This is a genomic window from Comamonas suwonensis (genome assembly GCF_012844455.2).
GTDB lineage: Bacteria > Pseudomonadota > Gammaproteobacteria > Burkholderiales > Burkholderiaceae_C > Comamonas > Comamonas suwonensis.
The window spans coordinates 1-17,906 of record NZ_JABBCQ020000007.1 but is presented as its reverse complement, the minus strand read 5'-3'; the positions used below and the strand labels follow the sequence as shown (position 1 = coordinate 17,906).

General features: G+C 60.5%; 18 protein-coding genes. 12 read left to right on the top strand and 6 right to left on the bottom strand.

All coding sequences use genetic code 11. The features are described from left to right. Positions 1-33: 33 nt before the first annotated feature. From HF327_RS09375 to HF327_RS09345, 7 genes are all read left to right on the top strand, one after another. Positions 34-549: a nucleoside deaminase gene (locus tag HF327_RS09375; RefSeq protein WP_169107970.1), complete on the top strand. Its 516-nt coding sequence runs from the start codon at positions 34-36 to the stop codon at positions 547-549. Beyond that, positions 534-1,370 (top strand): FAD binding domain-containing protein, encoded by an 837-nt coding sequence (locus HF327_RS09370; RefSeq protein WP_236024118.1) that lies wholly within the window; start codon positions 534-536, stop codon positions 1,368-1,370. Before HF327_RS09375 ends, HF327_RS09370 begins: the two co-directional genes overlap by 16 nt. Before the next feature lie 6 nt (positions 1,371-1,376). Continuing rightward, positions 1,377-3,659: a xanthine dehydrogenase family protein molybdopterin-binding subunit gene (locus HF327_RS09365; RefSeq protein WP_236024117.1), complete on the top strand. Its 2,283-nt coding sequence runs from the start codon at positions 1,377-1,379 to the stop codon at positions 3,657-3,659. After that, a complete protein-coding gene (locus HF327_RS09360) occupies positions 3,656-4,198 on the top strand; it encodes a (2Fe-2S)-binding protein (protein WP_236024116.1) in 543 nt (180 codons plus the stop codon). Before HF327_RS09365 ends, HF327_RS09360 begins: the two co-directional genes overlap by 4 nt. A gap of 218 nt (positions 4,199-4,416) precedes the next feature. Beyond that, positions 4,417-5,373 (top strand): sulfurtransferase, encoded by a 957-nt coding sequence (locus HF327_RS09355; RefSeq protein WP_169107969.1) that lies wholly within the window; start codon positions 4,417-4,419, stop codon positions 5,371-5,373. A gap of 57 nt (positions 5,374-5,430) precedes the next feature. Then, entirely contained in the window at positions 5,431-6,528 is a 1,098-nt protein-coding gene (locus HF327_RS09350; protein WP_169107968.1) for a YeeE/YedE thiosulfate transporter family protein, read from the top strand. A 14-nt stretch (positions 6,529-6,542) separates the two neighbouring features. Then, positions 6,543-6,716, top strand: a complete 174-nt coding sequence (locus HF327_RS09345; RefSeq protein ID WP_169107967.1) for a hypothetical protein — start codon at positions 6,543-6,545, stop codon at positions 6,714-6,716. 74 nt (positions 6,717-6,790) lie between these two features. Here HF327_RS09345 and HF327_RS09340 read toward each other — a convergent pair whose 3' ends face one another. The 5 genes from HF327_RS09340 to HF327_RS09320 form a co-directional block, all read right to left on the bottom strand. Then, on the bottom strand, positions 6,791-7,765 hold the full coding sequence (locus tag HF327_RS09340; protein WP_169107966.1) for a rhodanese-like domain-containing protein: 975 nt from the start codon (positions 7,763-7,765) through the stop codon (positions 6,791-6,793). 81 nt (positions 7,766-7,846) lie between these two features. Next, positions 7,847-8,722, bottom strand: coding sequence for an amidohydrolase family protein (locus tag HF327_RS09335; RefSeq protein ID WP_169107965.1), 876 nt, complete (start codon positions 8,720-8,722; stop codon positions 7,847-7,849). A 212-nt stretch (positions 8,723-8,934) separates the two neighbouring features. After that, entirely contained in the window at positions 8,935-10,452 is a 1,518-nt protein-coding gene (locus tag HF327_RS09330; RefSeq protein WP_169107964.1) for a tripartite tricarboxylate transporter permease, read from the bottom strand. Continuing rightward, complete coding sequence (locus tag HF327_RS09325) at positions 10,452-11,045, bottom strand: tripartite tricarboxylate transporter TctB family protein (protein WP_169107963.1); 594 nt, start codon at positions 11,043-11,045, stop codon at positions 10,452-10,454. The genes HF327_RS09330 and HF327_RS09325 overlap by 1 nt, the downstream gene beginning before the upstream one ends. Before the next feature lie 275 nt (positions 11,046-11,320). Further along, positions 11,321-12,286, bottom strand: coding sequence for a Bug family tripartite tricarboxylate transporter substrate binding protein (locus HF327_RS09320; RefSeq protein WP_099737766.1), 966 nt, complete (start codon positions 12,284-12,286; stop codon positions 11,321-11,323). 134 nt (positions 12,287-12,420) lie between these two features. On the opposite strand from HF327_RS09320, the gene HF327_RS09315 reads away from it, so the two are divergent. The 5 genes from HF327_RS09315 (at position 12,421) to HF327_RS09295 (ending at position 17,040) form a co-directional block, all read left to right on the top strand. Continuing rightward, on the top strand, positions 12,421-13,122 hold the full coding sequence (locus HF327_RS09315) for a response regulator (protein WP_169107962.1): 702 nt from the start codon (positions 12,421-12,423) through the stop codon (positions 13,120-13,122). Continuing rightward, positions 13,119-14,600: a sensor histidine kinase gene (locus HF327_RS09310; RefSeq protein ID WP_169107961.1), complete on the top strand. Its 1,482-nt coding sequence runs from the start codon at positions 13,119-13,121 to the stop codon at positions 14,598-14,600. The genes HF327_RS09315 and HF327_RS09310 overlap by 4 nt, the downstream gene beginning before the upstream one ends. A 32-nt stretch (positions 14,601-14,632) precedes the next feature. Then, a complete protein-coding gene (locus HF327_RS09305; protein ID WP_169107960.1) occupies positions 14,633-15,079 on the top strand; it encodes an RNA-binding S4 domain-containing protein in 447 nt (148 codons plus the stop codon). Between the two features lie 18 nt (positions 15,080-15,097). Next, positions 15,098-15,895, top strand: coding sequence for a hypothetical protein (locus tag HF327_RS09300; RefSeq protein WP_169107959.1), 798 nt, complete (start codon positions 15,098-15,100; stop codon positions 15,893-15,895). A gap of 365 nt (positions 15,896-16,260) precedes the next feature. Next, positions 16,261-17,040 (top strand): DNA/RNA non-specific endonuclease, encoded by a 780-nt coding sequence (locus HF327_RS09295; RefSeq protein ID WP_407927034.1) that lies wholly within the window; start codon positions 16,261-16,263, stop codon positions 17,038-17,040. 61 nt (positions 17,041-17,101) lie between these two features. Here the strand turns inward: HF327_RS09295 and HF327_RS09290 are convergent, their stop codons facing one another. Next, positions 17,102-17,848 carry a 16S rRNA pseudouridine(516) synthase gene (locus HF327_RS09290; protein WP_169107958.1) on the bottom strand — a complete coding sequence of 249 codons (747 nt, stop codon included), beginning with the start codon at positions 17,846-17,848 and terminating at the stop codon, positions 17,102-17,104. Positions 17,849-17,906 lie beyond the last annotated feature (58 nt).

Below are 17,906 nucleotides of genomic sequence, written 5' to 3'. Positions count from 1 at the left end.
CCGCTCGCACACCGATATCAAAGAGATTTTTCAATGCCCGATACCAAAAATTTTCCCACCCAAGGCCTGACGCCGACACCCGTACAAATCCAGCGCAACCTGCGCCGCGCACAGGCCGTGGCAGAGCGCGCCACGCAAATGGGTCACCATCCCTTTGGCGCTGTACTGGTGGGACCCGACCAGGAGACCGTGTTGATGGAGCAGTGCAATATCGACACCGTCAACCACGCCGAGTCGACCTTGGCGCGCATGGCGGCCACCAATTACACGCCCGATTTTCTCTGGAGCTGCACGCTCTACACCAATGTGGAACCCTGCTGCATGTGCGCCGGCACCGCCTACTGGGCCAATATCGGGCGAATCGTATTCGGCATGACCGAACACCGCCTGCTGGAATGCACGGGCAGTCATGGTGAAAATCCCACCATGAGCGTGCCGTCGCGCTATGTCTTCGATCACTGCCAGAAAGCCGTGGAGCTGATTGGCCCCGTCCCTGAAATGGAAGCCGAAATCGCCGCCCAGCAGCAAGCCTTTTGGGCACAACTCTGACGGTATGCGTGCTGCGCAACACCATGCTGCTTAGCCACCCATCATCTCCACAGGCCGCGCAGGCCTTGGCAGACCGACTTGGTGCCAACGCCTGCTTTATTGCGGGCGGCACCTTGCTGCAGCAGAGCGGGGGCGAGTCACGCGCTGCACCGGTCCAGACGCAGTTCATCAACATCCAGCACTGGCCGCACACTCAGCAAATCCACCGACAAGACGGTCATGTGCGCATAGGTGCAGGCGTGCGACTGGAGACGGCCCGGACCCACGCCCTGCTTGCAGAGCACGCACCGCTGCTCGTGCAAGCCATCGCAGAACTGGGAGCCATGGGCGTGCGCCGGCTGGGCACCTTGGGTGGCAATATCGGCTGGAGGGAGGGCGATTGCTGTCCGGTTCTGCTGGCCATGGATGCGCTGGTAGAGTTGGCAGACGGCAGTCGTCACACACTGGCTGATGTGCTTCTGCACCCAGTGTGCCCTTTGATGGTGGCCTTCTGGCTGCCAATCCCTTCAGCCGATGCCCGCCAGCCCATGGTGTTTGAAAAAGTGGGCTACCGTGCCGCGTTCTCCCCCGCCCGCTTGCGCATGGCATTGCGCTGGAGCCGCCCGGACAAAGGTTGCAGCATCGACCGCATCACCGCCGCAGCGCCAGGTCTGCCAGTGCACCGACTGCTCGCCGCTGAAGCGCTGCTGGCCACACCCCATGACACAGCCCCCACGCTGACCCAGATACGCTCTGCCTGCCTGCAAACCCTGCCCACCGATCTGTCGTTGATGGCCAGCCGCTTGATCGCCGGTCATTGCAACCTGTTGATGATGAACTAGCCGCTGATGAACATGACCCCTCACCTGATCCGGGACCTGGGCACCGAAAACCTGCAGGTTCGGCCAGATGCAGCCGCCAAGCTCACGGGCAATCCGGGCTTTTTGACCGACCGCGTGCAAAAAGGCCAGTTGATCGGGGCCATTCTGGGCAGCCCCCATCCCCACGCCCGCCTTCTGCACATCAACGTCGATGCGGCCTGCGCCCTGCCCGGCGTGCATGCGGTTGTCACCCATGCCGATATTCCGGGCACCAAGCACTACGGTCTGCGCAAGGTGGATCGCCCCGTGCTGTGTATTGACAAGGTCCGCCATGTGGGCGACCCCATTGCCGCCGTGGCGGCCGTCAACATCGAGGTCGCGCGCGCGGCACTCGCCTTGATTCAGGTGAAGTACGACGTACTGCCAGTGGTGAGCCATGCAGATGTGGCGCTGCAACCGACGCTACCCGCCGATCATCAAATACATGCCAGCGGCAACCTGCTGCACGCCGCTGCACATCAGCAAGGCGACCCGCACGCGGCACAAGCCGCCACCGTGCACTCGGTGCAGGACTGCTATGTCACACCGCGCCAGATGCACGCCTTTCTGGAAACCGAAGGCGGCGTGGCCGAACCTGATGGCGCAGGAGGCTTACGCCTGTTTTTTGGCAGCCATAACCCTGCGCGTGAAAAGCAGGTAATTGCAGACATGCTGGGCCTGCACGACAAAGTACAGGCCTTAGGCACGCCCGTGGGCGGCTCTTACGGCGGCAAGGACGAGCTCACGGTTCAACCCATTGCCGCCTTGCTGGCCTGGAAGGCACAACGCCCCGTGCGCCTGCACCTGAGCCGCCCTCAGTCAGTGGATATGGGCGTCAAGCGCCACCCCATGCAGATACGCATGAGCACTGGCTGCGATGCGCAAGGCAAGCTCACTTTTCATCGGGTTGAAATTCTGGCGGACACCGGTGCTTATGCCACCCATGGCCCAGAAGTGCTGGACGCAGCGCTGGAGCATGCTCCCGGCCCCTATCAATATCAGGCACTCGATATCAGTGCCAGACTGGCCTATACCAACAACGGTATTGCTGGCGCATTTCGCGGTTTTGGGGCGGTGCAGGTGCAGTTTGCGCTGGAGCAGCAGATAGATCGTCTGGCCGCATGTGCAGGCCTGGCTCCCGATGTCTTCCGCGCCATCAACCTCGCGCCCTCTGATGCCCCCGGCCCGCTGGGCCAGTGGATCGTGCCATTCGAGGGCGCACAGCGCGCGCTGGAAGTAGCCCGCCAGCAACCGCTATGGCAAGGCCCGCACCGCTGGCGCAGCGACGATGGGCGCTATCTGCATGGCGTGGGCTTGACGCTAATCCACCGCAGCGATGGCTTTGGCAAAGGCGGCCCCAGTGATTGCCGCATGGAACTGACACTGGCCGAGGACGGCGCTATCGAGTTGCGCTGCGGCTTTACCGAGCTGGGACAAAACCTGGTCGGAACCATACAAGGCCTGTGCGCAGAGCTTCTGGGTTGCGATAGCACCATCGTCAGGCCTGTGCTGGGAGACACCAGCTGCACCCCAGACTCGGGGCCCGTCGCGGCCTCCCGTGCGACCACTCTGGTCTGGCGTGTGCTGCAGGATCTCCGGCCCGCATGGCAAGCGCAATTGCTGGCGGCAGCAGCCCTGCTCCACCCGGGTGCAGACACCATTTTTTGCTGTGGAAAGCAGGGCATTGAAGGCCCCGAAGGGCTGTGGCTGAACTATGCAGATCTGGCCCAGCACATGGGCGACAAGCGTCCCCGGCTTGCCATCCACCTGCAAGCGGAAGACCCCAAAGACAATGCCCACGACACGCATTTTGTCTTTGGTGCCTGCGCAGCCATTGCCCAGGTACGGGTGGACACCTGGACAGGTGCCATGCGCGTGCAAGACCTTGTGATGTGCACAGCACTGGGGCCTGTGGCGTCCGCACAAGGCTATCTGGGACAGATGGAAGGTGGTGCCGTCATGGGCCTGGCCATGTGTACGCAAGAAAACCTGCCCTGCGTGGATGGTCATTACACCGCCCGCAACCTCGACGGCTACCTGATCCCCACCATGGCAGATGCTCCGCGCATGCAGGTGCTGGCCATTGAAAATCTGGCCGCCGACGACCCCATAGGTCCGCGCGGTGCAGGAGAGATCAGCGTGAACTTTGCCCTGCCAGCAGTGGCCAATGCGCTGGCGATAGCGCTGCAACGCCCTGTCACCCACATTCCCATGACCCCAGAGCGTGTGATTGCAGCGCTGGAGTCGCATCCAGATTCTGCTGTGCCATGACGCCCCTGACCCCACAAGCCTCCATTTCCACCGAGATAGCTGACAGCGCCAGCATGCCGCGAGAACACTCCATGCTGGAACTAAAGCTCGAACTCAACGGCCAATGGGTCAGCACCTCCTGCAGCCCCGACACCCGATTGCTGACATTGCTGCGCGAGCATTGGCTGCTGACCGGCGCCAAGCCTGGCTGCGAAGTGGGCCGCTGCGGCGCCTGCATGGTCTGGCTCAATGGCGAGCCCGTGAATGCCTGCCTGCTCATGGCCTATCAAATCCAGGGCCAGGCCGTGCGCACCATAGAGTCGCTGGCGCAGGACAGCGCCACCCAGCCGGTACGCGATGCGCTCGCGCGCTGCGGCGGCGTGCAATGCGGCTACTGCACCGCAGGCATGGTGATGAGCATGAGCTGGCTGCACCAGCAGCAGCCGCCCCCCACCACCGCAGAAGCCGAAGCCCTGCTGTGCGGAAACCTTTGTCGCTGCACGGGCTATGGCGGTATCCGGCGTGCCGTGCGCGAGCTGTTTCCGGCGCATGAGCCCTGATTGCGATTCGAATTTGATAGCTGCATGCGCTTACCCATAAAGCGTTACAGCCATTATTTCCATGGATTTCAGGAGTTCTATCAGCCTTGCGGCTGTTCATGACCCCAGGCCATAAGCAGACAAGTTTTTCATCGTTGGCCTTCTTGACCCAAGACCGGACAATAGAGGTCTTGGGCGTAGCCACGCCCGCTGACGACTCGGCTTCGCCGACTTCTGCCATGAAACACTCCATTACTACCCATGTGCTGGGCCTGAGCTTGGGTCTGGGTGCCAGCAGCTGGGCTGTTGCCGCCCAGCCTTTGCTCACCCCTGAACTGTTGCAGCCTCTGCTGCAGCAAGCCGATGTCCGTCTGATTGACATCCGCGACCCCAAGGCGTTCCAGACCGGGCACATTGCCCAGGCCCTCAACGCCCCCTATGGCAAGTGGCGCGGCCCTGCGACCAATCCCGGGGAATTACCGGATCAATCCAAACTGGTCGCGCTGGTGCAATCACTGGGCCTGACGCCCGCCACGCATGCCGTAGTGATCTCCAGCGGTGCCGACGCCACGGACTTCGGTGCCACTGCCCGCGTGTACTGGACGCTCAAGAGCCTTGGCCTGAAAGATCTGTCCATCGTCAATGGCGGTATGAAGGCATGGGAAGCAGCAGGCAAGCCCGTGGGCAAGACCATCCTGCAGATCCCTCCCAGCAACTACGCCCCCAGTTTTGACGCCAACTGGCTGGCAACTCAGCAAGATGTGGGCAAGCATGTAGACCTGTCCAACGCCGCGCTGGTGGATTCGCGCCCCGATGCCTTCTATCAGGGAAAGACGCGCGCGCCAGCCGCCAAACTGTCTGGCACTTTGCCCGGCGCTCAGCAGCTGGATTTCAACCAGTGGTTTGTGCCCGGCACATCGCAGTTTGTGGACGCCACCAAGGCCAAAGACATCGCCAACAAGATCCAGCGCCAGCAAGGCCAGGACATGGTGGCTTTCTGCAATACCGGCCACTGGGCGGCGACCGACTGGTTCGGCCTGTCTGAAATGGCCGGCCTGCCCAATGTGAAGCTGTATGCAGGCTCCATGGTGGACTGGACGCAATCCAAGGATGCACCGCGCATGGCCAATCAGCCGGGACGCGCCCAATCGCTCGCCTACGACGCGCAAAAGTGGTGGGACAAGACATTTAAATAAAAACAGGCTCTAGCGCTTATGCCTCAGGCGCTGGCAGCTATCAAATCAATACCAATAATGAAACGACTTCCCATTACGGCCCTGCTGGCCATTTTCTTTGGCTGGCTGCTGTGGTCCGTCTCGGTGCGTCAGGCAGCATTGTTTGCCGTGGGCATTGGTCTGGGCGCCGTGCTGGCAGGCAAGCGCTTTGGCTTTACCACCGGCTGGCGCATGCTGGTTGAGGAAAAAGACGGCAGCGGCATCTTTGGCCAGCTCTTGCTGCTGGCCCTGGCCGCAGCCCTCGCCATGCCCCTGCTCGGCCATTTCCCTGAACTGACTGCCGCACTTGGCCCACCCAGCATCAGTCTGCTGGTGGGTGCTTTTGTCTTTGGGCTGTGCATGCAGATTGCCGACGGCTGCGGCAGCGGCACGCTGTACAAGGCGGGCATGGGCATCCCCATGAACACAGCCATCTTGCCGCTGTTTGCCATTGGCAGCTTTGCGGGCAGCCTGCACCTGGGCTGGTGGCTGGACCTGGGTAATACCGCGCCCGTGGGTCTGGTCACCGAATGGGGCTGGGCTCCGGCGCTGATCGCCACGCTGGCCGCACTGGCCGTGGTGGCAGCAGGCGTGGCACTGTACGTCAAAAAGGCCAATGCGACTCTTAACCGCCCTGCCAAGCCCCTGCTGGTGCGCAAGTGGCTGGTGGGTGCCGTGCTGCTGGCCGTGCTGGCTACGCTCAACCTCATCATTGCCGGCCAGCCCTGGGGCGTGGTCTATGGCTTTGGCCTCTGGGCCGCCAAGGTGGCCAATGCCACGGGTGCAATCGATCTGGCCAGCAACTGGTTCTGGAGCCAGCCCGGCAACGCGGCGCGCCTGCATGAAACCGTGCTGCTGGATGTGACCAGCATCACCAATATCGGCATTCTGGGCGGTGCACTGTGGATTGCAGCGGGCAAGCCCGCCGCCGCCAAGGCGCTAACTGGCACGCAATGGATCGTGGCACTGGTCGCAGGGCTGGTGCTGGGCTACAGCTCTCGCCTGGCCTTTGGCTGCAATGTCGGCGCCATGCTGTCAGGGATCTCCACCGGCTCCATCCACGGCTGGATCTGGGTGCCGCTGGCGTTTGCAGGCACCATCTTTGGCCTGCGCATCCGCCGCCATTTCGGCTTCTGAGCAAGGAATACACCATGACTTCACAAACTACCTTGCGCGCAGCCTTCTGGACGGTGCTCGTCGTCTTTCTGGCCTGGGATGTCCATCGCTCCCCTGCCATTGACCTGCGCTTTGAAGCGCCACTGATTGCAGCCGGCTCCGGCCAAGCTGCGCAGGGCGGCCACTGCTCCATGCCTGCCGGCAAGTAAAGCAGCTGCCAAGCACGCTCATCAAGAAAGCCCTGTCATGCAAGCACATGACAGGGCTTTTTTGTGCCACGTAATTAACCCACGCGGGCAGTAACTACCGTGTCTGGAACGCCTTCAACCAGTTGCCCAGCCGCTTCCCAGGCAGACAGGCCCCCCTCCAGCGGGCGCACATTGCTAAAGCCTGCGCGCTGCAAGCGCTTGGCCACGGTGGCGGCTGAAATTTCATTGGGGCAGTCGCAATACACCACCACACCGTGGCGATGCTGATCGCTGGGCAGCAAATTTTCATAAGCCGCCTTGCCTTTTTTGCCACCCGCCATCCAGGAATGCGCACCGGGGATATGGCCCATTTCAAACAGCATGGGCTCGCGCACATCAATCAGCGTGGGGCAGATTCCCTGTGCATGCAAATCGGCCAGCTCCCCCACCGAGATGCGCGGCATCTTGAGCGAGCGCACCACGCGCTGGCGCTGCAGCCATTTGCGGGCCAGAAAGACGGCAAAAGCCACCGTCAAAAGCAGCAGCCCCCACTTGCCCAACGCCGTCAGCACATCCAGCAAATCCTCCACTGTGGTACTGAACAGCGAACCAAGAAACACGGCCGATCCCACCCAGATCAGCGCCCCCAAGGTGTCAAACAGCAAAAAGGTACGAAACGGCGTCCCCACCACCCCGGCCAGCGCACTGGCAATCGAGGCAAAGCCGGGTACAAATTTAGCGACCAGCAAAGACTTGGCCCCCCAGCGGCCGTACACAGATTCCGTCTGGCGAATACAAGCATCGGGCGAGAGCGAGATACGGCAGATCTGCCCCAGCACCTTGTGACCATAAGCCTTGCCAGCGCGATACCAGAGCACATCCGCAATCAGGGCTGCAACCACGGCAATCAGCGTCAGCAAGCCCAGCCGTGCCATGCTGGTGCCCTCCAGCGCGCCGGTCACTACCAGCACCGGATAAGCCGGAATGGGCGCGCCCATCTGCTCAATCAGCACATTGAGAAAGACGATACCTAAGCCGTATTCCCGAATCAAGTCCACCACAAAGCCCATGACTGCCACTCCTGAACCCTGCCCAGGGTTTGGCTCTGATGCTAGCGGGCCTCGAACGTCCTCAGGAGGAAAAGGTTTGCCTCAATCGCGCTTCTTGTCCAGCTCCAGCAGGCGCACGGCATTGTCTTTGAGAATACCGGGCATGACTTCGGGCTTGAAGCCTGCGACCTCGAAGTCCTTCATCCAGCGCTCTGGCGTGATCAGCGGGAAGTCACTACCGAACAGCACACGATCCTTGAGCAAGGTATTCGCGTACTGGACCAGCTGCTTGGGAAAGTACTTGGGACTCCAGCCCGAGAGGTCGATCCAGACATTGGGCTTGTGCAGCGCTACCGAAATTGCCTCGTCCTGCCATGGAAAGCTGGGGTGGGCCATGACGATCTGCATATCGCCGAAGTCCACGGCCACGTCGTCCAGCAGCATGGGATTGCTGTAAGCAAGACGCAGGCCACCGCCACACTTCATGCCACTGCCAATGCCGCTATGCCCTGTGTGAAAGATGGCGGGCAGCTTGTAGTGGTTGATGACCTCGTAGATGGGCCAGGCCATGCGGTCGTAGGGATGGAAGCCCTGCACCGTGGGATGGAACTTGAAGCCCTTGACGCCGCATTCGGTGATCAGGCGCTCGGCCTCGCGCGCCCCCATCTTGCCCTTGTGCGGGTCGATGCTGGCGAACGCCACCATCATGTCGCTGTTCTCACGCGCGGCATCGGCAATTTCTTCGTTGGGGATGCGGCGGCGACCCAGCTGCGCCTCGCTGTCCACCGTGAACATCACCAGGCCGATCTTGCGCTCGCGGTAGTAGGCAATGGTCTCAGCAATGGTGGGACGCAGCGCGCTGCCGAAGTACTTGTCGGCAGCTCGGTCGTATTCCTCTCCATAGCTGTCAAAAGGGTTGCGGCAGCTGACTTCGGCATGGGTGTGAAAGTCAATGGCGATCAGGTCTTGATGGTTCATGAGTGCAGCCTGTTCAGGTCTCAATTAGATATTTCTCATAACTATAAAAACAAACAGAACCGGCATCACCAAGGGCTATCCCTAGCTTCTGCAGCAATTACGCTAGGCTTTCATTCGCTCATAAAAAAATCCCCTGTTCAATGGCATGAACAGGGGATGTGAATGCAACGGGCTCCATGCGTGAAGTACCCGCAGCAGGCTAGGAAATACGATCAGGCGGCGGCAGCCTCTCTCGCCTGTTTAGCGTCCGACATGCGCTTGAGCACACGGGGAACAATCAGCACCGACAGCACAATGATGATCAGCGTCAGCGACATGGGGCGCTGCAGGAAGATCCACCAGCTGCCTTCGCCAATCGACACGGCGTTACGCATCTGCGCTTCGGCCAGAGGGCCCAGGATCATGCCAACCACGACTGGGGCTGTGGGGAAATCAAAGCGACGCATGATCACGCCCAGCACGCCAATTCCGTAGAGCAGGAACAGATCGAATGCGCTCTGGCGCATGCCGTAAGCACCCACCGTGGCGAAGATCAAGATACCGGCGTACAGCTGAGGACGCGGAATCTTCAGCAGCTTGACCCACAGACCGACCATGGGCAGGTTCAGCACCAGCAGCATCACGTTGCCGATGTACAGCGATGCAATCAGCGCCCAGACCAGAGCGGCCGAGGTCGTGAACAGTTGCGGGCCGGGGTTGATGCCGTAGTTCTGGAATGCACCCAGCAGCACCGCGGTGGTGTTGCTGGTAGGAATGCCCAGAGTCAGCAGAGGAATCAGCGCAGCCGTCACCGTGGCGTTGTTGGCGGCTTCAGGGCCGGCCACACCTTCAATAGCGCCTTGCTTGCCGAACTCGGCCTTGTCTTCGCCCTTGGCCAGCTTCTTTTCGGTGGCGTAGCTCAGGAAGGTAGGGATCTCGGTGCCACCGGCAGGAATACAGCCAAACGGTGTACCGATGACGGTGCCGCGAATCCAGGCAGGAACAGAACGCTTCCAGTCGCGCTTGGTCATGTGCACGCGGGTCAGCTTGTTCTGCGATTCTTCAACCTTGCCTTCGTAGATGGCGGCATACAGCACTTCAGCCACGGCAAACAGGCCCACGGCCACCAGCACGATGTCGATACCGTCCAGCAGCTCCATCTTGCCGCCGGTGTACCGGGCCGCGCCAGAGATTTGGTCCATGCCAATACAGCCAGCAGCCAGACCGACAAACAGCGCCGTCATGCCGCGCAGCGAGCTTTGACCCAGCACCGCACTCACGGTGGTGAAAGCCAGAACCATCAGCATGAAGTATTCAGGCGGGCCCAGCTTGACGGCAAAGTCAGCCACAAACGGGGCAAACAGCGTCACCACAACCGTGGCAAAAGTACCGGCAAAAAAGGAGCCAATCGCCGCCGTTGCCAGCGCCGCACCGGCTCTCCCGCTCTTGGCCATTTTGTTGCCTTCCATGGCCGTAACCATGGACGCGGTTTCACCGGGCGTATTCAGCAAGATGGAGGTGGTCGAGCCACCGTACATGGCGCCGTAGTAGATGCCCGAGAAAAAAATCATCGAAGCCGTCACATCCACCTTGGCTGTGATGGGCAGCAACATCGCCACCGCCACCGCAGGGCCGATGCCGGGCAGCACGCCCACAGCAGTACCCAGCGCGCAACCGACCAGCGCCCACAGCAGATTGACAGGTGTGATGGCCGTGGCAAAGCCGGCCATTAATGCGTTAAAAATATCCATTACAGCCACCCCGTCTGAGTCAGGCCCGGCAGATTGATGGCCAGGAATTGGGTAAACATCCAGAACACGGGTGCAGAGATCAGCAGGCCGGTGATCAGATCCTTCACCCAGGTGCTGGGTGCAGAAACATTCTTTTCATGGGCTGCGCGGCGCAGGCCTTGCACGGCCAGAACGTAGCAAATGGTGCAGCTGAAGATGAAGCCAAGCGTGCTGATCAGCGCAGCATTGATCAGCAGGCCTGCAGAGACCCAGACAAAGGCACCAATGTCCGCCTTGGCACCACCGCCGGGGTCGGCTGCATGGCGAAAGCCACCGGTCTGTGCTTCCCAGATCAGCAAGGCACCACAAATGCCCAGCACAGCCGCGCACACCCAAGGCAAAAAGTTGGGGCCTACGCCGCCGTAGCCTGCATCCCCAGGGATTTGCAGCGCGCCAACGGCCAGGCCAATGGCAACCAGAAGCACGCCACCGCCCACGATGGTTTGCGCCACCTTGGACGGGACATTCGGGCTTTGCGGCTCGTTGGGGTCTGCGTAGGCCGAAACCTGCGCGGCCTCTGCGGCCTTGGCTAGATCTTGGTAAGAATCAGACATGATGTATGAAGACTTGATGTTCAAAGGCTTGGTCATTCGTCAAAGCGGCGGATCTGGGACTTTTTGTCTTGAACCACCACTCCAACACCAATCACCGGGGTGCAAACGCCCCAGCCTTGCATTTGCGGCAAGACCATTGAACATTTGCGAGGGGAAAACTCAGGGTCGCGAAGAAGAAAAACCGGTCAGCAAGAATGCTGCGTTCGCGCCCTGTGGCAAGAGGTAGAAAACAGACAGTGGGCAGCTCTGACGAATGCAAAGCGTCCCAGCCATCATCAGATCATTCCAGACTTGGCCATGGTGGCGCGCAGGCTGGCGAACTCGTCGTCCACAAACTTGGCGAAGGCATCACCGCCCAGCCATGCTGGTGTCCAGTCGTTCTTTTGCAGCGCTTCGGCCCAGGCCTTGCTCTTGGTGGCTTTTTCGATCTGAGCAATCAGCTCGGTACGCTGAGCCGCAGAAATGCCGGGAGCGCCATACACACCGCGCCAGTTGCCAATTTCCACGTTGATGCCCTGCTCCTTGAGCGTGGGGATGCTGGATGCAGCGCCTTTGAGACGCTGAGCCGAGGTCACGCCAATGGGCTTCATCTTGCCGGTAGTGATGTATTCAGCAAACTCGCTGAAGCCACTGCCGCCCACAGTCACGTTGCCGCCCAGAATGGCGGAGATCGCCTCACCGCCCCCACGGAATGCCACGTAGTTAATCTTGGAGGGGTCCACGCCCACTTCGCGGGCAATCATGGCCGCAGCGATGTGCTCGGTCGATCCACGCGAACCACCGCCCCACTTGATCGAGCCGGGGTCCTTCTTGAGCTGGGCCACCACTTCGGCCATGTTCTTGTAAGGCGAGTTGGCAGGCAGCACGAACACGTTGTATTCGCTGGTCAGGCGGGCCAGAGGCGTTGCCTGAGTCAGATTCACCGGTGGCTTGCCGGTGATGATGCCACCCAGCATCACGGCACCCATCACCATCATGGCGTTGGGATCACCCTTGCTACCGTTGACAAACTGGGCCAGACCAATCGCGCCCGCAGCGCCGCCCTTGTTGTCATAGGTGACGGAAGAAGCCACACCCGCGTCCTGCAAAGCCTTGCCCAGAGCACGGCCTGTCGTGTCCCAGCCACCGCCGGGGTTGGCGGGCAGCATCATCTTGATGGCTGTCGCAGCCTGTGCCGACAGAGGCAAAGCACCAGCTGCCGCAAGGGCTGCCAGAGACTTCAGAAACGTATCACGACGCATGGTGAGCTCCTTATGTATTTGGTGAACGAATGATGAAGAGCCTGCCTGTCAAACAGCTGTCCAAACGCCTAGGGCATTCCCTTAAGCGGCATCGGTAGTTTCACGAGTGGGCCGCGAGTTCTTGGCGCAGTGCTATGTTCTGCCCCATGCAATTACTGCTTGTTGAAGATGATTCCGCCATGCGCACCACGCTGCAGCGCACCCTCATGCGCCGAGGCCTGCATGTCGAGGTGGCAGCCGACGGCCCCAGTGCCCTGGCCCACTGGCTGACCCGTGAACCCGATGCCGTGGTGCTGGACCTGAGCCTACCCGGCCTCGACGGCCTGCAGGTGCTGGAGCGCGCCCGCGCGCAGGGCCTGCGCACCCCTGTGCTGATACTCACAGCACGCGGCACGGTGGGCGACCGCGTGATGGGTCTGAATGCCGGTGCCGACGACTATCTGGCCAAACCTTTTGACCTGGATGAGCTAGAAGCACGCCTGCGCGCGCTGCTGCGCCGCAGCCAAGACAGCTTCACCCCAAAATCGGCTCCTGAGACAATCATGCTGGGCGCTCTGCGCTATGAAAAAGAAAGCGGTGCCATCTACTTAAACGATGCTGTGTTGGAGCTGACGCCCCGTGAACTTTCCATGATGCACGCGCTTCTGGCCCGCCCCGGCCACGCCGTGACCAAGGAGCGCCTTTTCAGCCTCGTCTTCCCCGGTGAAGTCGATGTTCAGTACGAAGCCGTAGAAGTCGTGGCTTATCGCCTGCGCAAAAAACTCAGCGGCACAGGCGTGCAACTGGTCACGTTGCGCGGCCTCGGCTATCTCATCAAGGTCGAGGTCAGTGCATGACCGCCAGCACAGCTCCAGCCAGTGGACGGCGCCGGGCGGCCTGGTCACTGCGGCGCCTGCTGCTTACGGGTATTTTGCTGCCCGTGCTGCTGCTCATTGCGCTGAACGCCTGGAGCCTTTATCAGCAAACTCTGTCATCGCTACACACAGCGTATGACAGAACGCTGCTGGCCTCGGCCAAGAGTATCAGCGAACAAATTGGCGTCGAAGGCTACGACGAAAAGGCCCATCTGCGCGCCATGGTGCCCTACTCGGCTCTGGAGATTTTTGAAGCCGATAACCAGAGCCGCATGTACTACCGCGTCTCTACCCTCGATGGAGCAATGGTCTCGGGCTTTAGCGAGCTGCCCATGTGGCATGGCAAGATTCCGCCGCGCCCGCCCTATGCCGCGCTGGTGGATTTTTATGACGATGAGTTCCGCGGCCACCCCGTGCGCGTTGCCGTACTGCTGCAACCTGTCGCCAGCGCCAACGGCCGCGGCATGGCGGTCATTCAAGTGGCTGAAACGCTGGAGCTGCGCCAGTCTCTGGCCCTGCAGATTCTGCGAGACACGCTGATTCGCCAGGCCTTGCTGGTACTGGTCGTGGCCCTCATCGTCATCATCGTGGTGCAGCGCGCAACCCAGCCCATCCGCCAGCTCAGCGAAGATTTGCAGGAGCGCGCCCAGGGCGACCTGAGCCCTCTCGACGCCCCCGAAGCCCCGCGTGAAATACAACCGCTGCTGGACGCTACCAATCAGACCATGCGGCGCCTGCAGCGCCTGCTCAGCAATCAAAAGCGCTTTGTGCGCGATGCATCGCACCAGTTGCGCACGCCGCTGGCCGTGCTCAAGGTGCAGGTCCAATCCGCCAAGCGCGGCGATATCCCACCGGCCCAGGCCTTTGCAGAAATAGACGACACCGTAGACCGCGCCACCCGCGTCGCCAACCAGATGCTGGCACTGGCCAAGGTCGAGCAGCTGCGTCAGGAAGACAGCAGCCAGCCCAGCACCATGCTGGCCCAGCTAGACGACATCGTGCGCGATGTGGCGCTGGAGCTGTCACCGCTGATTGCCGATCTGGATATGGACTTTGGCATTGAAACCCAGCCCTGCCACGTGCCCGCCCATGAATGGATGGTGCGCGAGCTGACCCGCAATCTGCTGCACAACGCGCTGCGCCACACGCCGAGAGGTGGGAGACTGCAAGTCGATGTGCGTCAGCAAGGCGGCATGGCCGTACTCAGTATCGAAGACAGCGGTAGCGGCATTGATGACGAACTGGCCCAGCGCCTGTTCCAGCCGTTTTCTGCGGGCAATGCGCGCAGCGGATCGGGTCTGGGTCTGGCGATCTGCCAGGAGATTGTTCAAACCTTGGGCGGCAAGATCGAGTTGCGCAATCTGCATGATGTGCGGGGCCAGGTGAGTGGACTGCGTGCACTGGTACAACTGCCGCTGCACACTGAAAATGCTCAGCGCCTTGATACACAACTGTCTTGAATCTTGGCCCAGACTCGCCGCAAAATATCTGCATGAGTGAAATTCAATCCATGCGTCTGGACAAATGGCTGTGGTGCGCGCGGTTCTACAAGACACGCAGCCTGGCTGTTGAGGAAATTGGCAAGGGCCGCGTCACCGTCAACAAGGCCAATGCCAAGGCCTCGCGTGAAATACGCCCCGGCGACACCATCGACCTGCGCCAGGGCAGCATTCCCAAAGAAGTCATCGTGCGCAGTCTGAGCAATATGCGCGGCCCGGCCCCAGTGGCCCAGCTGCTGTATGAAGAAACGCCGCAGAGCCTGGCCCAGCGCGAGCAACTGGCCGAACAGCGCCGCCTGGCACCAGAACCCGCAGACGCGCTGGCGGCGCTGCATGCGGGCCGCCCCACGAAACGCGACCGACGCGAGATTGACCGCGTCAGCAAAGACCACCGTAGCAGCGGCTGGGGTGATCGCTGGAGCGCATCGATTGACGACTAAAACCCAGCCGCAGCAGCCATGATCCGCAGACAACTGATCTCACTGGCCGGAGCGTTGACTGCATCGTCCCTCGGTTGGTGGTGGCTGCGCAAAGATGCGGCAGCGGAAGATAGACACGACATCATTCGCTCCGTCTTCTCGGCCAACGCCCTACCGGCTTTCACAGCACAACACCTGCTGCTGATACGCCAGTTGCGCGTGAACTGGGTTCCCGAAGAATCGGGCGCACCGGGCATTGATCCTGTAGAGCCGCTATGGCATTCCAGCGCCAACGTCAATACCAGCACCGAAGCTGACTCTGCCTTGAGCATTGCCCTTCACATTCTGCAAACCACAGACCGCACGCGGGCCACCCGTCTGCTGGCCGAAGTCTGTTTGCTCATTCCTGAATTTGTCGCCTCAGCCATGCTGCCTGCGGGCAACTATTCATTACCTTCTGGTTTTGCACAGCCCAGGCAGCGCCTCCTCGCAAACCAGCTATTTCAGTTTCTGCCCGCGCATCAATCGCTGCTCAATGCGGCCCAATGGCGCGAGGTCAGCAGCGACAGCATTGAAGACCTGTTGAGCGACGAAGACCCGAACCAGCCGCTGTGGCCCATGCCCTATATCGACGGCAAGCGACCCTATGGCAATCGCAGCTACTACCAGATAGACATGGCTGAGTTGCTGGGTCAGCCCTATGCCATGAACGCTCAGGGCAAATACATTCTGTCGCCCGATAAAGATCAGGCGCTCGCCAGCTTGTACTTGCAGACGCAGGGAGCGTTGCAAGTGCTGTTCATGTACGGGACACCTGGCACTCCCATACAAGGCTAAAAGCTATCTAGCGCTTACAACTCGAGCGCACTCAGCTCTGAAATCATGAGCAAGAGACAAACTTCCACATCTTTCAGTTATTTAAAATAAGAGCTGCCAGCGCTTGTGATTCAAGCCTTTGATGGAACTTCAGGCCTCAAATAGCTTCTATGCATACGCAAGCAGCTATCTTTTCAATAGCTCATCCTCGCCTTTGCGGCATGCTTTTTCTGCTCGGTTCACGAGCCTTCCCCCGTCTTTGCTCTCGAATGTCACTCGCTTTTTCACGGTCTGCTCACGCCATCCCCGTCACTTCAGGCCAACACCTTGCACGCTATGCCGCCTTGGCCCTGCTATCCGTAAGCAGCATGGCCTGCACGGCCAAAATGCCGCTGCCGTCGTCGCCCACCGCTCCAACGGGTCAGCTGCAAGTCTCCAACCCCACGCGCAGCACTCAGGGGTTTAGCCAGTGCCCCCAGTTCTTTGCAGGTGGCAAGCCTCCAGTCCTCAGCGATCAGCCCAAACTGCGTGCACTTTGCTATGACGCATTTGCCATTCTGCACAGCGGCCAGAGCAAGACTCCCGTCTTTGTCGCCCAGCGCTTGAACAAGGCACTGGTGGACGACGCAGACGAAAAGCGCACCAACAAGTTCTTCAGCGACGCCCGCCTGCCCCGCGACGAAAGGGCCGAGCTGAACGACTACAAGCGCTCCGGCTACTCACGCGGCCACATGGCACCTGCCGGTGACATGCCCACTGCACAGGCCATGGCCCAGAGCTTTTCACTGGCCAATATGGTGCCTCAGTCCAGCAAACAAAACGGCGGCCCCTGGGCTCGCATTGAGAAGGACACACGCAGCTACGCGCAGCGTGCGGCTGGCGATGTCTACGTCATCACCGGCCCCGTATTCGCAGCGGAGACGAGCACCGTCGGCAGCAATCAGGTGCGAGTCCCCAGCTTTTTGTACAAGCTGGTCTACGACGCCCAGAGCCAACGTGCCTGGGCCCACTGGCAAGCCAATGACGATGCCGCCCGCGTAACCCAGCCCATCAGCTACGAAGAATTGGTGCACCGAATCGGCATCGAGTTCCTGCCCGCCACAGCTCTACGCAGCTCAGGCAGGATGCAGCAGGTTTCTGCTCCTGCATCTGTGCTGCAACGCTAAGCCTGCTCTTCAAACAAAAAAGCCTGCTGACGCGACCAGCAGGCTTTTTTGCATTGTGTATTTAGTTGCCGGGCTTGAGCAATTCCAGCTCATCCGCAGTCAACCAGCGCCACTGGCCTGGCGCAAGATCTGCCGGCAACACCAGTCCACCAATCCGCCAGCGGTGCAGACCTTCCACGCGGTTGGCCACGGCAGCCAGCATGCGCTTGACCTGGTGATACTTGCCTTCAGTCAGCGTCAAATCCAGTACATGGGTATCAATCAGCTCGCATGCTGCAGCCTTCACAGGCTTGGAGTCATCATCCAGCACCACACCATCCAGCAGGTTCTGCACCTGCTTGGCATCCACAGGGTGCTTGCAAGTCACGCGATAGACCTTGGACACATGCTTTTTGGGCGAAGACATGCGGTGAATGAACTGACCGTCATCGCTGAGCAGCAACAAACCCGTTGTATCCTGATCCAGGCGGCCCACGGCTTGCACGCCCTGCACAGCCCCCTTATTGGGCCGCAAGCGCAAAGGTGGTGGCAGCAAGCTATAGATGCTGGGGTGCGCCGAAGGCTTTTGCGAGCATTCCGTTCCAGCTGGCTTGTGCAGCAGCACATAGCCCAAAGCATGGTAGGCCCATTCCACGCCCTGGACCTTGAAGCTCATCCCCTCAGGATCAATGTCCAAAGTGGAGTCAAGCACCACATCCCAAGACTCGGTCTCGGTGTTCCACAGCTCCACCCAGCCCTGCTGCACCAAACCGGAGCACACACGACGAATGCCAAAGCCCTGTGAATACAACATATCCTGCAGCTGCATGCCTGATTCCTTCTCTTTGTCCACTACTGCGCAAGCAATATCAAGAATACTGATTTAT

Excerpts from the sequence above, each read along its gene's own strand:
- HF327_RS09345 (WP_169107967.1), top strand. The coding sequence starts at position 6,543 with ATGACTTCACAAACTACCTTGCGCGCAGCCTTCTGGACGGTGCTCGTC.
- HF327_RS09335 (WP_169107965.1), bottom strand. The coding sequence starts at position 8,722 with ATGAACCATCAAGACCTGATCGCCATTGACTTTCACACCCATGCCGAA.
- HF327_RS09310 (WP_169107961.1), top strand. The coding sequence starts at position 13,119 with ATGACCGCCAGCACAGCTCCAGCCAGTGGACGGCGCCGGGCGGCCTGG.
- HF327_RS09320 (WP_099737766.1), bottom strand. The coding sequence starts at position 12,286 with ATGCGTCGTGATACGTTTCTGAAGTCTCTGGCAGCCCTTGCGGCAGCT.
- HF327_RS09355 (WP_169107969.1), top strand. The coding sequence starts at position 4,417 with ATGAAACACTCCATTACTACCCATGTGCTGGGCCTGAGCTTGGGTCTG.
- HF327_RS09360 (WP_236024116.1), top strand. The coding sequence starts at position 3,656 with ATGACGCCCCTGACCCCACAAGCCTCCATTTCCACCGAGATAGCTGAC.
- HF327_RS09375 (WP_169107970.1), top strand. The coding sequence starts at position 34 with ATGCCCGATACCAAAAATTTTCCCACCCAAGGCCTGACGCCGACACCC.
- HF327_RS09300 (WP_169107959.1), top strand. The coding sequence starts at position 15,098 with ATGATCCGCAGACAACTGATCTCACTGGCCGGAGCGTTGACTGCATCG.
- HF327_RS09305 (WP_169107960.1), top strand. The coding sequence starts at position 14,633 with ATGAGTGAAATTCAATCCATGCGTCTGGACAAATGGCTGTGGTGCGCG.
- HF327_RS09315 (WP_169107962.1), top strand. The coding sequence starts at position 12,421 with ATGTTCTGCCCCATGCAATTACTGCTTGTTGAAGATGATTCCGCCATG.
- HF327_RS09330 (WP_169107964.1), bottom strand. The coding sequence starts at position 10,452 with ATGGATATTTTTAACGCATTAATGGCCGGCTTTGCCACGGCCATCACA.
- HF327_RS09340 (WP_169107966.1), bottom strand. The coding sequence starts at position 7,765 with ATGGGCTTTGTGGTGGACTTGATTCGGGAATACGGCTTAGGTATCGTC.
- HF327_RS09295 (WP_407927034.1), top strand. The coding sequence starts at position 16,261 with ATGCCGCTGCCGTCGTCGCCCACCGCTCCAACGGGTCAGCTGCAAGTC.
- HF327_RS09290 (WP_169107958.1), bottom strand. The coding sequence starts at position 17,848 with ATGCAGCTGCAGGATATGTTGTATTCACAGGGCTTTGGCATTCGTCGT.
- HF327_RS09350 (WP_169107968.1), top strand. The coding sequence starts at position 5,431 with ATGAAACGACTTCCCATTACGGCCCTGCTGGCCATTTTCTTTGGCTGG.
- HF327_RS09325 (WP_169107963.1), bottom strand. The coding sequence starts at position 11,045 with ATGTCTGATTCTTACCAAGATCTAGCCAAGGCCGCAGAGGCCGCGCAG.
- HF327_RS09365 (WP_236024117.1), top strand. The coding sequence starts at position 1,377 with ATGAACATGACCCCTCACCTGATCCGGGACCTGGGCACCGAAAACCTG.